General features: G+C 67.2%; 14 protein-coding genes. 8 read left to right on the top strand and 6 right to left on the bottom strand.

Annotation, left to right across the window (positions count from 1 at the left end; genetic code table 11):
- Window position 1 precedes the first annotated feature (1 nt).
- The 3 genes from GJG85_RS32450 (at window position 2) to GJG85_RS32440 (ending at window position 3,015) form a co-directional block, all read left to right on the top strand.
- A complete protein-coding gene (locus tag GJG85_RS32450; RefSeq protein WP_050016739.1) occupies window positions 2–1,126 on the top strand; it encodes an ABC transporter permease in 1,125 nt (374 codons plus the stop codon).
- Window positions 1,127–1,296: 170 nt separating this feature from the next.
- On the top strand, window positions 1,297–1,482 hold the full coding sequence (locus GJG85_RS32445; RefSeq protein ID WP_050016736.1) for a DUF2964 family protein: 186 nt from the start codon (window positions 1,297–1,299) through the stop codon (window positions 1,480–1,482).
- A 129-nt stretch (window positions 1,483–1,611) separates the two neighbouring features.
- Window positions 1,612–3,015: an MBL fold metallo-hydrolase gene (locus GJG85_RS32440; RefSeq protein WP_050016735.1), complete on the top strand. Its 1,404-nt coding sequence runs from the start codon at window positions 1,612–1,614 to the stop codon at window positions 3,013–3,015.
- A 94-nt stretch (window positions 3,016–3,109) separates the two neighbouring features.
- On the opposite strand, the gene GJG85_RS32435 is transcribed toward GJG85_RS32440, so the two are convergent.
- From GJG85_RS32435 to GJG85_RS32420, 4 genes are read right to left on the bottom strand one after another with little or no spacing between them, the layout of a single operon-like run.
- Window positions 3,110–4,150, bottom strand: coding sequence for a zinc-dependent alcohol dehydrogenase family protein (locus GJG85_RS32435; RefSeq protein ID WP_204384502.1), 1,041 nt, complete (start codon window positions 4,148–4,150; stop codon window positions 3,110–3,112).
- A 14-nt stretch (window positions 4,151–4,164) separates the two neighbouring features.
- Window positions 4,165–5,985, bottom strand: coding sequence for an alpha/beta fold hydrolase (locus GJG85_RS32430; RefSeq protein ID WP_089490453.1), 1,821 nt, complete (start codon window positions 5,983–5,985; stop codon window positions 4,165–4,167).
- A complete protein-coding gene (locus GJG85_RS32425) occupies window positions 5,982–6,728 on the bottom strand; it encodes a beta-ketoacyl-ACP reductase (RefSeq protein ID WP_050016729.1) in 747 nt (248 codons plus the stop codon). The genes GJG85_RS32430 and GJG85_RS32425 overlap by 4 nt, the downstream gene beginning before the upstream one ends.
- Window positions 6,718–7,254, bottom strand: coding sequence for a hypothetical protein (locus tag GJG85_RS32420; RefSeq protein ID WP_089490454.1), 537 nt, complete (start codon window positions 7,252–7,254; stop codon window positions 6,718–6,720). The genes GJG85_RS32425 and GJG85_RS32420 overlap by 11 nt, the downstream gene beginning before the upstream one ends.
- A gap of 188 nt (window positions 7,255–7,442) precedes the next feature.
- On the opposite strand from GJG85_RS32420, the gene GJG85_RS32415 reads away from it, so the two are divergent.
- Window positions 7,443–8,282 (top strand): universal stress protein, encoded by an 840-nt coding sequence (locus GJG85_RS32415; protein ID WP_204384500.1) that lies wholly within the window; start codon window positions 7,443–7,445, stop codon window positions 8,280–8,282.
- 146 nt (window positions 8,283–8,428) lie between these two features.
- Window positions 8,429–8,932: a universal stress protein gene (locus tag GJG85_RS32410; RefSeq protein ID WP_050016723.1), complete on the top strand. Its 504-nt coding sequence runs from the start codon at window positions 8,429–8,431 to the stop codon at window positions 8,930–8,932.
- Window positions 8,933–8,945: 13 nt separating this feature from the next.
- Here GJG85_RS32410 and GJG85_RS32405 read toward each other — a convergent pair whose 3' ends face one another.
- The gene (locus tag GJG85_RS32405; RefSeq protein ID WP_060733340.1) at window positions 8,946–9,998 is read right to left on the bottom strand and encodes an RNA-guided endonuclease TnpB family protein; all 1,053 of its coding nucleotides are present in this window, start codon (window positions 9,996–9,998) and stop codon (window positions 8,946–8,948) included.
- Between the two features lie 89 nt (window positions 9,999–10,087).
- Here GJG85_RS32405 and GJG85_RS32400 point away from each other — a divergent pair, with 89 nt between their 5' ends.
- The 3 genes from GJG85_RS32400 to fnr all read left to right on the top strand — a co-directional run bounded on the left by GJG85_RS32400 (window position 10,088) and on the right by fnr (window position 12,992).
- A complete protein-coding gene (locus GJG85_RS32400) occupies window positions 10,088–10,921 on the top strand; it encodes a universal stress protein (RefSeq protein WP_124714479.1) in 834 nt (277 codons plus the stop codon).
- Window positions 10,922–11,270: 349 nt separating this feature from the next.
- A complete protein-coding gene (locus GJG85_RS32395) occupies window positions 11,271–11,918 on the top strand; it encodes a response regulator transcription factor (protein WP_089490178.1) in 648 nt (215 codons plus the stop codon).
- A 300-nt stretch (window positions 11,919–12,218) separates the two neighbouring features.
- Window positions 12,219–12,992 carry a fumarate/nitrate reduction transcriptional regulator Fnr gene (gene fnr, locus GJG85_RS32390; RefSeq protein WP_089490030.1) on the top strand — a complete coding sequence of 258 codons (774 nt, stop codon included), beginning with the start codon at window positions 12,219–12,221 and terminating at the stop codon, window positions 12,990–12,992.
- Window positions 12,993–13,018: 26 nt separating this feature from the next.
- Here fnr and GJG85_RS32385 read toward each other — a convergent pair whose 3' ends face one another.
- Window positions 13,019–14,008: a zinc-dependent alcohol dehydrogenase family protein gene (locus GJG85_RS32385; protein WP_050015254.1), complete on the bottom strand. Its 990-nt coding sequence runs from the start codon at window positions 14,006–14,008 to the stop codon at window positions 13,019–13,021.
- Between the last annotated feature and the right edge of the window lie 58 nt (window positions 14,009–14,066).

Here is a 14,066-nt window from a genome sequence, read left to right as displayed (position 1 = left end):
CATGTCGCGCGTGCTCGCCATCTACCGGCTCGGGATCAAGGAACTGTGGAGCCTCGCCCGCGACCCGATCCTGCTCGCGCTCATCGTGTATACGTTCAGCGCGTCGATCTACGTCGCCGCGACCGCACGCCCCGAAACGCTGCACAAGGTGCCGATCGCGCTCGTCGACGAAGACGCGTCGCCGCTGTCGGCACGGATCGCGGCGGCGTTCTTTCCGCCGCAGTTCGCGCCGCCCCCGGTCGTCGACGCCGGCGCGGCCGATCGCGGGCTCGACAACGGCGACTACACGTTCTCGCTCGACATTCCGCCGAACTTCCAGCGCGACGTGCTGGCCGGCCGTCATGCGACGATCCAGCTCAACGTCGATGCGACACGCATGACGCAAGCCTTCACCGGCAGCACCTACATCCAGCAGATCGTGTCGGGCGAGATCGACGCGTTCGTGCGGCGCTATCGCGGCACGCCGCCACCGCCGGTCGATCTCGCGCTGCGGATGCGCTTCAACCCGAATCTCGACGAAGTCTGGTTCGGCGCGCTGATGGAACTGATCAACAACGTGACGATGCTGTCGATGATCCTCACCGGCGCCGCGCTGATTCGCGAGCGCGAACACGGCACGATCGAGCATCTGCTCGTGATGCCGGTGACCGCAGCGGAGATCATGCTCGCGAAGGTCTGGTCGATGGGGCTCGTCGTCACGGTGGCGGCCGTCGCGTCGCTGACGTGCGTCGTTGGCGGCGCGCTGCACGTGCCGATTCCCGGCTCCATCCCGCTGTTCGTGGCCGGGATGGCGTTGCACCTGTTCGCCACGACGTCGATGGGGATCTTTCTCGCGACGCTCGTGCGCAGCATGCCGCAGTTCGGCATGTTGCTCGTGCTCGTGCTGCTGCCGCTGCAACTGCTGTCGGGCGGACTGACGCCGCGCGAAAGCATGCCGCCGGCCGTGCGGGACATCATGCTCGCCGCGCCGACCACCCATTTCGTCGAACTCGCGCAACGCATCCTGTACCGGGGCGCCGGCTTCGATGCGGTGTGGCCGCAGTTCGCGGCGCTGTTCGCGATCGGGGGCGCGCTGTTCCTGCTGTCGCTGATGCGATTCCGCAAGACCATTGGTCAGATGACTTGATCGCCCCACTGCCTGATTGCCCGATTGCGCGCGAGGCCGGGATTCGCCGGTTGATACAGATCAACCGCGCCGGAAGCCGGTACGCGATCATGACGCCATAGCTTGCGAAATCGCAAACTGCCGCTGCGTGCCAACGCGGACGAACACCGGCCGCTCCACGGGAGAACGTCATGATTCGCCATTCGTACCGGACCACGCTCGCCACGCTGGGCGTGTTCGTCGCGCTCGCGTCGCTACTGGGCGTCGTGCACGCGATGCTGGTCGACGCGCACGTGCTGCCGTACGCGATCGTCGCGCTGGTGTCGGGCGGCGTCGCGTTCGTCGCGCAGCTCGATCCCGCGCCGAGCGAGCGCTAGCGAAACCGCCGGACGCGCCGCATTCGACATCATGCTTGATGCGGGAATCGCTGATTTCCGTCAATCGCCGCGCGCCGCTTCGCGATGTAATCGACGCACTGAACCCCTCGACTTCCAGTGAGACGAGCGATGAAACTGACTTTTCTCGGTGCGACCGAAACCGTGACCGGCTCGAAGTATCTGGTCGAGCAAGGCGGCCGGCGCGTGCTGATCGATTGCGGCCTGTTCCAGGGCACGAAAAACCTGCGCTTGCGCAACTGGAGCCCGCTGCCGCTCGCACCCGACTCGCTCGACGCGGTCGTGCTCACGCATGCGCATCTCGACCATACCGGCTATCTGCCGGTGCTGGCGCGCGAAGGCTATCGCGGCCCGGTGTACTGCACGGCGGCCACGGCCGAACTCTGCGACATCATGCTGCGCGACAGCGCACGGCTGCAGGAGGAAGAAGCCGACTTCGCGAACCGGCACGGCTACTCGAAGCATCATCCGGCGCAACCGCTCTATACGCTCGACGATGCGCAGCGCGCGCTGCGGCTGCTGAAGCCCGTCGCCTTCGACGAATGCACGGCGCTCGGCGATGGCCTCGCGTTCCGCCTGCTGCCGGCCGGGCACATCCTCGGCGCGGCGAGCGTCGTGATGCACTGGGATCACAAGGTGCTCGCGTTCTCGGGCGACCTCGGCCGCTATCACGACCCGATCATGCAGCCGCCGCGGCCGCCGGCGCATGCCGACTATCTCGTCGTCGAGTCGACCTACGGCGATCGGCTGCATCCGGATTCGGATCCCGAGAACGAGCTCGCCACGCTGTTCGACACGACCTTCGCGCGCGGCGGGGTTGTCGTGATGCCTTGCTTCACCGTCGGCCGCGCGCAGGAGATCCTGCACTACATCGCGCGGCTGAAGGCGTCCGGCCGCATGGCGCGCGTGCCCGTGTTCGTCGACAGCCCGATGGCGACCGACGTGACCGACATCTATCGCCACCACATCCTCGAACACCGGCTGACGCTTTCCGAAGCAAACGCGCTCGGCCACGCGGCGACGATGATCCGGTCGGTCGAGCAGTCGAAGGCGATTGCGGAACACCACGGCCCGATGGTCATCATCGCCGGCAGCGGCATGGCCACGGGTGGCCGCGTGCTCCATCACCTGAGCCGCTACGCGCCCGACGCGCGCAACACGATCGCGCTGGTCGGCTATCAGGCGGCCGGTACACGCGGCGCGGCGCTGGCCGCGCACGAACCGACGGTCAAGATTCACGGCGAATACGTGCGCGTGCGCGCGCAGGTCGAGTCGATCGCCGCGCTGTCCGCGCATGCCGACTACGAGGAGATTCTCCGGTGGCTCGGCACGATGCAGCCCGCGCCCGCACGGACCTTCATCACGCATGGCGAACCTGCATCGGCGGACGCACTGCGGCGGCGCATTTCGGAGCGATTGCACTGGCCGTGCGAAGTCCCGACCTACGCGCAGACCGTCGATCTCGACGCAGTCGAATCGGACGATGCGCGCGAGCCGGCCGGCGTTTCGTCCTGACTACGGCGCCGCCGAAACGCCGGTAGACACCGGTCGGGCGCGGCAAGAACCGGGCGACGTTGCGTACCGGCCTCCGTCACGCGCCACCGGCCCGTCAGCCGACTTCGATGATGACCTTCAGCGCATGGGTCTGCGCCGCGCGACCGAACGTGTCGTACGCACGCTCGACGTCGTCGAGCGAAAACCGGTGCGTGATCAGGCGTGTCGGATCGAGACGCCCGGCGCGCACGGTCTTCAGCAGCATCGGCGTGCTGACCGTGTCGACGAGCCGCGTCGTGATCGAGATGTTGCGATCCCACAGCTTCTCGAGGTGCAGGTCGGCCTTCACGCCATGCACGCCGACGTTCGCGACGACACCGCCCGGCGCCACGAGCGCCGTGCACATCTCGAACGTCGCCGGAATGCCGACCGCCTCGATCGCGCAATCGACGCCGATGCCGTCGGTCAGCTTCATCACTTCCGCGACCGGATCGCCGGCACGGCCGTCGATGCAGTCGGTCGCGCCGAAGTGCCGCGCGATCTCGAGCCGGTTGCTGTCCGGGTCGATCATGATGATCTGCGCGGGCGAGTAGAACTGCGCGGTCAGCAACGCGGCCAACCCGATCGGCCCCGCGCCGACGATCGCGACCGAGCACCCGGGCTGCACCTTGCCGTTCAATACCCCGCATTCGAACCCGGTCGGCAGGATATCGGACAGCATCACGAGCGCGTCCTCGTCGGCGCCGCCCGGAATCCGGTACAGGCTGGTCGCCGCATGCGGGATACGCACGTACTCGGCCTGCGTGCCGTCGATCCGGTTGCCGAGAATCCAGCCGCCGGTCGTGCAATGCGAATACAGGCCGCGGCGGCAGTATTCGCAGCGGCCGCACGACGAGATGCACGAAATGAGCATGCGATCGCCCGGCTTCAGCGAATCGACCGCGGCGCCGACCTGCTCGACGACGCCGACGCCCTCGTGGCCGAGAATGCGGCCCGGTTCGCAGGTCGGTACGTCGCCCTTGAGGATATGCAGATCGGTGCCGCAGATCGTCGTGCGCGTCACGCGGACGATCGCGTCGGTGGGCGACTGCAGTTCCGGCCTGGGCCGTTCCTCGAGCGCCTTGCGCCCCGGCCCGTGGTAGACGAGTGCTTTCATTGTGGTTTCTCCATTCACGTTTCGAGTACGTAGGCGCCGGGCGCCGCCGCGAAGCCGTCGGGCGGCGTACGGGCCGGCACGTCGCCCGACGAGCGCGCGTGCAACCAGTCGCGCCAGCCTGTCCACCACGATCCGTCGACCGCCGGCGTATCGCGCACGAAGTCGTGCGGGCTGCGGTAAGCCACCCCGGGTTCGCGCGTCGCGCACCGATAGTGGCGTCCCGGATGGCCCGGTTCGGACACGATGCCCGCGTTGTGCCCGCCCGACGTCAGCACAAAGGTCAGCGCATGGTGCGTGAGCAGATGGAGCTTGTAGACGGACCGCCAGGGCGACACGTGATCGCGCTCGGTGCCGACCACGAACGTCGGCACGTCGATATCCGACAGCGCGACAGGCCGCCCGTCGACGCAGTAGCGGCCGGCCGCCAGATCGTTGTCGAGAAAAAGTCGCGTCAGGTATTCCGAATGCATGCGGTACGGCATGCGCGTGGTATCCGCATTCCACGACATCAGGTCGTTGGGCTTCGTGCGCGTGCCGAGCAGGTATTCGCTCATCATCCGCGACCAGATCAGGTCGCGCGCGTTCAGCAGTTCGAACGCGGCGGACATTTGCGCACCGTCCAGGTAGCCTTGCCGCCACATCAGCGCGTCGAGCGCGGACAGCTCGCTCGCATCGATGAACAGGCCGAGTTCGCCGGGTTCGCTGAAATCGGTCTGGGCCGCGAGCAACGTGACCGAGCGCAGCGCCTCGTGTTGCCGCCCGTCGCGCGCCAGCGCCGCCGCGGCGATCGCCAGCAGCGTGCCGCCCAGACAATAGCCGACCGCGTGGACCGCTTCGCCGCCGATCGACCGCGCGGCGTCGAGCGCCGCGATGCAGCCGTCGCGCAGATAGTCGTCGAGCCCGAGGTCGCGCGATTCCGCGCCCGGGTTGCGCCACGACACCGTGAACACCGTATAGCCCGCATCGACCAGGAAGCGGATCAGCGAATTATGCGGCTGCAGATCGAGGATGTAGTACTTCATGATCCACGACGGCACGATCAGGATCGGCTCGCGCGCCACGCGGGCCGTCGTCGGCGCGTATTGCAGCAGCTCGCACAGCGCGTTGCGCCAAACGACGCGACCGGGCGTGATCGCCACGTCGCGACCCGGCAGATACGCGCGCGCATCGTGGGCCTGCGTGCCGCTCGCCCGCTCGACGAACGCGTTCGCGTCGTCCAGCCAATGCCGCAAGCCCGCCGCGAGGTTCGCGCCGCCGCTGCGCATCGTCGCGTCGAGCACGACCGGATTGGTCGCCAGGAAATTGCCCGGCGAACAGGCGTCGAGCCACTGGCGGGCGGCGAATCCGACCAGTTCCTCATGATGGCGTTCGACGCCCGGCACACCGCGGGTCGCGTCGCGCCACCAGCGCTGGATCGACAGGAAGCCGTCTCGATACGCGCGAAACGGCCAGCCGCCCCATGCGGGCGCGGCGAAGCGCGGATCGGCGCCCCCGGCGTGCACGGCCAGGCCGCTCGACTCCGCATCGTCGGCCTCGCCGTCGCGCCCGCTTGCCGTCGGCGCCACGGCGCCCAACCACGCCTGTGCGGCGAGCTCGAAGCCTTTGCCCGGCGCCACCGCCAGATGCGCGCCCCAGTCGAGCATCGCCAGCGCCAGCGACACCGGCGACAGCCCGAACGTCAGCGCGGCCACGTTCGCGTGCGCGGCACGGTTCCACTGTTCGGCAGCGCTCATCGGGGAAGGCGCGCATCGCGTCGCCGCCGGCGCATGCCCGTCGTCGCCCGGCGTCGGCAGCGATGCCGGCGCGAGCGCCGCGCGCAGCACGGACGCGTTCATCGCAGGTACATTCCGCCGTTGACGTCGAATTCCGCGCCGGTGGCGAACGCACCGGCGTCGGAGCACAGGAGCGCGACGAACGCGGCGATCTCGTCGGGGTCGCCGAGCCGCCCGGCCGGAATCTGCGGCAGGATCTTCGCGTCGAGCACCGCCTTCGGCACCGACTCGAGCATCGCGGTCGCCAGATAGCCGGGCGACACCGTGTTGACCGTCACGCCATGCCGCGCGAGTTCGAGCGCGAGCGTTTTCGTGAAGCCGTGGATGCCGGCCTTCGCGGCCGCGTAGTTGGCTTGCCCGTACGCGCCTCTCGAACCGTTGACGGAGCCGATGTTCACGATCCGCCCGAAACCGGCGTCGATCATGCCCGGCACGAACGGCTTCGTCATGTTGAACATGCTGTCGAGATTAGTGCGCAGCACCGCGTCCCACATGCTCTTCGTCATCTTCACGAAGGTGGCGTCGTGCGTGATGCCGGCGTTGTTCACGAGCACATCGACGCGCCCGAATTCGGCGAGCACGCGTGCCGCGCAGTGCTGGCACGAATCGTAGTCGGCCACGTCCACTTCGAACGCATGAAACGTGCGGCCCGCGTCGCGCTCGTGCGCGAGCCACGTCGCGACGTGGTCGTTGTGTTCCGTGTACGACACCGCCACCGTCATGCCGGCGTCGTGCAGGCGACGGCCGATCGCGGCGCCGAGCCCGCCCATCCCGCCGGTGACGAACGCGACGCGCTTAGCGGACATGATCGTGCTCCCGTTCGCCTGCGATGCCGTTCAGGCGGCGCGCCGCGAGCGCCCCGTTCGTCGCGCCGCCCGCTTCCTCGATCCCGCGCTCCAGCGCGGCCATCCAGTCGGCCCACGGCATGCTGGCTTCGTTGACCACCGCGAGTCGCTCGAGGTCAGGCAACCAGTCGGTCTGATAACGCGTCAGCGCGCCCGAGCCGTATTCGCGCAACCAGGTACGCCACGCACTGGCATGCTCGAATTGCGCACGCATGCACAGCTCGGCGGCGTCCTGCCAGATCTCGACGCTCGCGATCGCGTAGTCGCTCGTCACCTGCCGGCCGGCCTCGGCGAAGGCCGTCCACTCGTTCGTTGCGGCCAGCGCCTGCTGCAGGCGGCGCACCGCGGTGCGGTCGCGCTCGATGCGCCGCCCTGCCAGCGCATGCCATTCGTGTTGCCAGTCGCGGTTCAGCGCGACCATGCGCAACGCGAGATCGCAGCTCGCGCGCCAAGCGCCGTTCGGTGTCGTCAAAGCATCGCTACTCATCGGCTTCCCCTTTCGATCGGATCAATGGGTTCGCATCCGCGTCGCGCCGCCTGCCCGGCCTCGGCGTCTCGACCGCTTCACTGTGCGGGTATCGCGCACGGCCCCCGTTGATCTGAGTCAACCGCGTGGAAACCCTGCTTCGTAGACTGGATTGCACTGGCGGATCACCCGTCGATGGAGCGATTCCGATGAGCTACAAAAGCATGGTCGTGCACCTCGATACGAGCACCCGCGCGCATTCGCGTCTCGAGTTCGCGTTGCGTCTCGCCCGGCGCTTCGGTGCGCATCTCACCGGGCTGTTCGCGATCTACACGCCCGAGCCGCATTCGTTCTACGTGATGGCCGGTTCCGCCGACTATTTCCGCGCGCAACGCGAACGGCGCGACGAGCGGATGGCCGCGCTGGAACGTCTGTTCCATGCGGAAACGGCGCGCGCCAAGGTGCCGGCAACCTGGATTCTCACCGACGAGCGCGCGAACGTGGCCGTCCCGCGCGCCGCCCGTCTCGCCGATCTGGTGATTGCCGGCCAGAGCGACCCGAACGATCCCGAGACCTATATCGACGACCAGTTTCCGGAAAATCTCGTGTTGACCGCCGGCCGCCCGGTGCTGTTCTGGCCGTACACCGGAGAATTCCCGTCGGTCGGCGAACGGGTCTTCGTCGCATGGGACGGCAGCCGCGAAGCGTCCCGCGCCGCGCACGACGCGCTGCCCTTTCTCGAACACGCGAAACGCACGACGGTCGTCGCCGTGGTCGACGGCCATTCGGAGGCCGCGGCCACGCGGATTCCAGCCGCCGATGCCGCGCTGATGCTGGCGCGCCATGCGCACGACGTGAACGTGCTCGACATCGACGCCGGCGCCGGCTCGTCCGTCGGCGACACGCTGCTGTCGCGCACGTATGACACAGGTTCCGACCTGCTCGTCATGGGCGCGTACGGCCATCCGCGCTGGCGCGAGCTGTTGATGGGCGGGGCCACGCGCACGGTGCTCGCGTCGATGACGCTGCCGGTGCTGATGTCGCACTGAGCCGCCCGACGCGCATCGACCAACGACGCGTGAATCGCGCCGCGGCGGGCGGGCTGCGCGGCAACCGGGACGCTTGATCCAGATCAGCGCCATCGGCGTGCACGCGCCGATGATGGTTTCATCCACATCCGTTCAAGGGAAATGCCATGTACTCGAACATTCTGGTGGCACTCGACGGCAGCGACACGTCGTCCCGTGCACTCGACGCCGCGCTGGCGCTCGCGGCGGAAACGGGTGCGCGGCTGACACCCGTCTACGTCGTCGATTTCCTGGCGCCGGCCTACGACATGGTCGGATACGATCCGTCGATCCTGGTCGATTCGTTCCGTGAAGAAGGATTGCGCGTGACCGAGGACGCCGCGCGGCGCATGCAGGCGCGCGACGTGGCCGGCACGCCGCAGATTTCCAACGTCGCGCCGGCAGGCGAAGACATCCCGCACCGGATCGTCGGCGTCGCGGGCGAGATCGACGCCGATCTGATCGTGATGGGCACGCATGGCCGGCGCGGCTTTCGGCGCCTGTTCCTCGGCAGCGTGGCCGAACGCGTGCTGCGCCTGGCCAGATGCCCGGTCCTGATGATTCCGGCGAGCTGCGCGGCGAAGGCATCCGCCGACGTCACGGCCGCTTCCACCGAAAAGGAGCCATCTTGACGTCCTCTTCTCCCTAAAGGGAGAGGATTCCCACACCTGGCGATGCACGTCCGCATCGGAGAATGTTCAACGCAGCGTTGGTATCTCGATCATGCTCGGCACCACAGTCACTGCAGGCCCATTCTCTTATTCGCAGTCCCGCGATACCTTTCGGCCGCGTCGTGCTGGCTTGCGACCCGCACGCCGAACAGGACTGGGTAGAACCGCTTTCGTCGACTTCCTCGAGCGTGGCCCCGTGCGCGATCGCTTTGTAACGAAGCTTGTCCCGGAAGGACGACCAGGATGCATCGTAGACGCTCTTCGCCATCCTGGTCCTGGCGAGCTTCGCGGCCGACACGTTGCCGACCGCGATGTAATCGAAACGCCGCACCAGATCGAGCGCGAGCTTGTGCTGGAAGTCGGCACGGGCATTGGCGATCTTCGCGTGCAGCTTCGCGATATGCCGCTTGTGCTTTCGCGCTCGTTGCGCTTTCGCGAGCTTTTCCGCCGCGCGTCGACCGAACGGGTCATTGGGCAGCTTCTCGCCGGTCGAAAGTGCGGCGAAGTCTTTCAGGCCGAGATCGATGCCCACACCGGAACGGATAGGTCGGGCCGGAACATCCGGCATCTCGATCACAATGTTGAGAAACCAGTTGCCGCGTGCATCCTGCGCAAAGTTGGTCCCATCCTTGATCTTGCCTTCGGGAAGCGGCCGGCTGTTGAACACGCGAAACATGTTGCCGGCGAAACGGAACGCGTCACCCTCGCGCTTCAGGTCACGGCCCTTCAGCGGCACCCAGCCGAGCGATTTCCTGCCGCGATAGCGCACGTAAGGCCGACGGTGCTGACTGCGCGACTTCGCGTATTGCTCGCACGTCGCGTTGACCGTGCCGGAGTGAATACCGAGTTCCTTGCTGCTGCCGGTCGTCAATACGTTCAGGTCGAATCCTGTCGGCCACTTCTTGCCCCACTTGAGCGCGTGCTTCTGCGTGTCGTTGCAGAAATTCCAGACGTAGTTCACCGCGCGGCTCTGCTTGTTGAGCAGTCCGTTGAGCGATTTCACCCGGTAGCGGTAGACAAGGATCATGCAGGTGATCCTAACCCCTGGGAAAAGCTGCCTGTCAACAGCAATCCTTTCCTCCCCGTCCTGAAGGACGGGGTTTCTCGGAGCAACTGATGAGCTACAAGACCCTGCTTGTTCATCTCGACGACAGCGATCGCTGCGCGACGCGCGTCGACCTCGCGCTCCAGCTCGCGGGACGCTGGAACGCGCATTTGATCGGCCTCTACCTGGTCTGCCAGGATCTCCTCGAACCATTGCGCCGGCCCGACGAACCGCTGAAGCTGGCCGTCTACGAGCGCCTGTGCGAGCAGCGGCGCAAGGAGGCGGAAGAACGCTTCCTGACGGCCGCCGAACGCGCCGGACGCAGCGTCGAATGGCAGGCGCCGGCCGGCAATGCGATCGATGCCGCGATCCTGCACGCCCGTCACGCCGATCTGCTGGTGCTCGGCCAGGAGGATCCCGACGACCGCATGACCTACGTGGCGCGCCATTTCGTCGAGGATGTCGTGATCGGCAGCGGCCGTCCGGCGATCGTCGTGCCGTATGCCGGCGACGTGCGCACGTTCGGCGAGAACGTGCTGATCGGCTGGGACGGCGGGCGCGAGGCCGCGCGCGCGATGGCCGACGCGCTGCCGCTGCTCGCCCGCGCACGCTTCGTCAACGTCGAGACGGTCGTCCGCGGGCAACCCGATCCGGACCGGACGCCGGCCGGCGTCGACGTCGCCGCGTATCTCGAACGACACGGCGTTCGCGCGTCGTTCTCGACGACGCCGCGCGAGCGGTCGGTCGGCGTGGGCGGGACGCTGCTGAACCGGGTGACCGACGTGCATGCGGACCTGCTCGTCATGGGCCTGTACAGCCATACCCGCGCCCACGAGCGCGTGCTGGGCGGCGCGACGCGCACGATCCTCGAGACGATGACGGTGCCGGTGCTGCTGTCTCACTGAACCGGCGAGGTTCGGGCTGCCTGGTTACGGCTGCCCGCCTCGTCACGAGACGGCCGCATCAGCGTTCTGCCCGTAGGCCCGACGCATATCGTCCGGCCGACGCCAGTCAAGCCTGCGATGCAGCACGCGTCCGCATCCGGCCCGATTGGCGAATACCGGCGAAACGCGCACAATTGCGGCGCATCGGAGACGCTTTTGATGCGACCCTTTGAAGAGACATCGTCCGTTCATCGACGGCAGTCATCATGTCCACCGTTCAGAATCGGGCGATTGCAACATTCCGGTCGGAGCCGGATCGACGAACGCCGGCGGGCGCGTGCCCCGCGCAAACCGGCAAAGGATGCACGCCATGATCCGGGTACTCATTGCTGACGATCACACGCTCGTCAGGGACGGCCTGCGGCACATCCTGCAGAACGCCCACGATTTCGTCGTGGCGGGAGAAGCAAGCGACAGTGCATCGACGATCGCGCTGACGCGCGGCACCGAGGCCGAGGTGCTGGTGCTCGACCTGTCGATGCCCGGCCGCAACGGCATCGAACTCATCAAGCAGATCAAGGACGAGAAACCGGCCCTGCACATCCTGGTGTTGACGATGCACGCCGAGCAGCAATATGCGGTGCGCGCGTTCCGCGCCGGCGCATCGGGCTACATGACCAAGGAAAGCGCGAGCGCGGAGCTGGTGGCCGCGCTGACGAAAATTGCCGGCGGCGGCGTGTACGTCAGCCTGTCGATGGCGGAGCAATTCGCGCAAAGCCTCAACGAGCCGACCGACCTGTTGCCGCATCAACGCTTGTCCGACCGCGAGTTCGACGTGTTCCGACGCGTGACGTCCGGCGAGTCCATTTCCGAGATCGCGCAGGCGTTGTGCGTCAGCGTCAAGACCGTGAGCACCTACAAGACGCGAATCCTCGAGAAGATGCAGATGGCCAACGATACGGCGCTCGTCCGGTACGCGATGCGCCACCGGCTGTTCGACGACCCGGACGAACTCTGACCGCGACAACCTGCCGCACCCTTGTAGGAATCGTCCTACAAACCTTCCCTAACACCTACCGCATCTTCAATTTCCGCTGATTTCAATCAAGCGCTCGGCTGTCCATACTCCGATCAACAACAACACACCGGCGTGCCTTCCGGAGCTGCCCGGCCTTGCCGTCCCGTCGCGACGGCTGCCGGCCCGCCGATCCGATGGGCGCCGATTCGACCAACCAGGCGGCGACGTTCGTGTCCGCCTGTACGACGGCCAGCGCAACCGCGACGGTGCGACCCGCTGCCGCCCCAACCGGAGCAGATCATGCAGAGCCATGCCGACATCCCGACGACGGCGCCGTCGCGCCCGTTCATTCCGCTGCATCCCGTCACGCGGACGGAGCAGCCGAAGCGCACGTCGTCGCGCTGCTCGTCCTGCACGCTGCGCACCGTTTGCATGCCGCGGGAAATGACGCCCGACGAGTTCGCCCGGGTGGACGCGATGATCTGCACGACGCGCCACGTCAAACGCGGTGAAACGCTGTTTCGCGCGGACGACGCGTTCCACAGCATCTATGCGGTCAGAACCGGGTCGTTCAAGACCGTGATGATGCATCGCGACGGCGACGAGCAGATCACCGGCTTCCAGATCGTCGGCGAAGCGCTCGGGCTCGACGGCGTGCACACCGGGCGGCACAACGGCGACGCGATCGCGCTCGAGGACAGCACGGTCTGCATCATCCCGTTCGGCCAGCTCGAGCAGATGTGTCGCGAAGTGCGGCCGATGCAGCATCACGTCTATCAGATGATGAGCGGCGAAATCGTCCGCGAATCGGCGCAGATGGTGCTGCTCGGCACGATGACCGCCGAGCAGCGCGTGGCCGCCTTCCTGCTGAACCTTTCCACCCGCTTCAAGGCGCGCGGTTACTCGGCCGCCGAATTCGTGCTGCGGATGACGCGCGACGAGATCGGCGAATATCTCGGGATGAAGCTCGAAACGGTCAGCCGGATGCTGTCGAAGTTCCAACGCAACGGGCTCGTCGCCGCGCAAGGCAAGCAGATCCGCATCGTGGATCCGGAAGGCCTCGGGCGCATCTGAGCAGAACGCGCGGATACCGGGCGGGATCAATCGCGCATGCCGAGCACGGCGGCGCCGGACACGCGCCCGCTGCGCAGATCGTCGAGTGCGCGATTCGCATCGGTCAGCGCGTAGCGCACGGCTTCGACCCGCAGCGGCATCGCAGCGGCGATCCGCATGAATTCGGCCGCATCCGCACGCGTCAGGTTGGCGACCGACGCGATCCGGCGCTCGCCCCACAGCCACGCGTACGGAAAGCTCGGGATATCGCTCATGTGAATGCCGCCGCATACGACGATCCCGCCTTTGCCCACGGCGCGCAGCGCGGCCGGCACCAGCGCGCCCGCGGGCGCAAAAATGAGCGCGGCGTCGAGTGTTTCCGGCGGCGTTTCGTCGCTGCCGCCGGCCCACGCGGCGCCGAGCGACAGCGCGAGCTGCTGGGCCGCGGTATCGCCGGGCTTCGTCAGCGCGAACACCTTGCGCCCCTCGAAACGCGCGACCTGCGCGACGAGATGAGCGGCCGCGCCGAAACCGTAGATGCCGATGCGACGCGCATCGCCGGCCATGCGCAAGGTTCGATAGCCGATCAGGCCGGCGCACAGCAGCGGCGCGGCCTCGAGATCTGAATAGCGTTGCGGCAGGTGCACGCAATACCGGTGGTCGGCGACCGCGCACTCGGCGTAGCCGCCGTCGATCGTATAGCCCGTGAAACCCGGGCTGTCGCACAGGTTCTCGCGGCCCGACGTGCAATACGCGCAATGCCCGCATGTCGAACCGAGCCAGGGAACCCCCACCCGGTCGCCGACGGAGAACCCCGTCACGCCATCGCCGAGCACGCGCACCGTTCCGACGATTTCGTGCCCCGGCACCAGCGGCAGCTTCGGGTGCGCGAGCTCGCCGTCGACGACGTGCAGATCGGTTCGACAGACACCGCATGCATGCACGTCGATCAACAACTGGCCCGGCGCCGGCCGCGGATCCGGCACGCGCGCCTCGCGCAAATGCGGTGTCGTGCCGTCAAACATCATCGCAAGCATGCTCACCTCCCGGCCGATCGTCTTCGTGCTTCGCTGTCCAAGACTAACCCCGGCGCAT

Origin of the sequence: Burkholderia sp. MS389, assembly GCF_016899425.1 — a bacterium.
GTDB classification, from domain to species: Bacteria; Pseudomonadota; Gammaproteobacteria; order Burkholderiales; family Burkholderiaceae; genus Burkholderia; species Burkholderia sola.
Note: the sequence above shows the minus strand (reverse complement) of the source record. Positions and strands in the feature narration are given on the sequence as shown.

Bases quoted from the DNA above. Each gene is read 5' to 3' on its own strand.
- GJG85_RS32400 (WP_124714479.1), top strand. From the start codon at position 10,088: ATGAGCTACAAGACCCTGCTTGTTCATCTCGACGACAGCGATCGCTGC.
- GJG85_RS32440 (WP_050016735.1), top strand. From the start codon at position 1,612: ATGAAACTGACTTTTCTCGGTGCGACCGAAACCGTGACCGGCTCGAAG.
- GJG85_RS32415 (WP_204384500.1), top strand. From the start codon at position 7,443: ATGAGCTACAAAAGCATGGTCGTGCACCTCGATACGAGCACCCGCGCG.
- GJG85_RS32445 (WP_050016736.1), top strand. From the start codon at position 1,297: ATGATTCGCCATTCGTACCGGACCACGCTCGCCACGCTGGGCGTGTTC.
- GJG85_RS32435 (WP_204384502.1), bottom strand. From the start codon at position 4,150: ATGAAAGCACTCGTCTACCACGGGCCGGGGCGCAAGGCGCTCGAGGAA.
- fnr (WP_089490030.1), top strand. From the start codon at position 12,219: ATGCAGAGCCATGCCGACATCCCGACGACGGCGCCGTCGCGCCCGTTC.
- GJG85_RS32430 (WP_089490453.1), bottom strand. From the start codon at position 5,985: ATGAACGCGTCCGTGCTGCGCGCGGCGCTCGCGCCGGCATCGCTGCCG.
- GJG85_RS32420 (WP_089490454.1), bottom strand. From the start codon at position 7,254: ATGAGTAGCGATGCTTTGACGACACCGAACGGCGCTTGGCGCGCGAGC.
- GJG85_RS32405 (WP_060733340.1), bottom strand. From the start codon at position 9,998: ATGATCCTTGTCTACCGCTACCGGGTGAAATCGCTCAACGGACTGCTC.
- GJG85_RS32385 (WP_050015254.1), bottom strand. From the start codon at position 14,008: ATGCTTGCGATGATGTTTGACGGCACGACACCGCATTTGCGCGAGGCG.
- GJG85_RS32395 (WP_089490178.1), top strand. From the start codon at position 11,271: ATGATCCGGGTACTCATTGCTGACGATCACACGCTCGTCAGGGACGGC.
- GJG85_RS32425 (WP_050016729.1), bottom strand. From the start codon at position 6,728: ATGTCCGCTAAGCGCGTCGCGTTCGTCACCGGCGGGATGGGCGGGCTC.
- GJG85_RS32450 (WP_050016739.1), top strand. From the start codon at position 2: ATGTCGCGCGTGCTCGCCATCTACCGGCTCGGGATCAAGGAACTGTGG.
- GJG85_RS32410 (WP_050016723.1), top strand. From the start codon at position 8,429: ATGTACTCGAACATTCTGGTGGCACTCGACGGCAGCGACACGTCGTCC.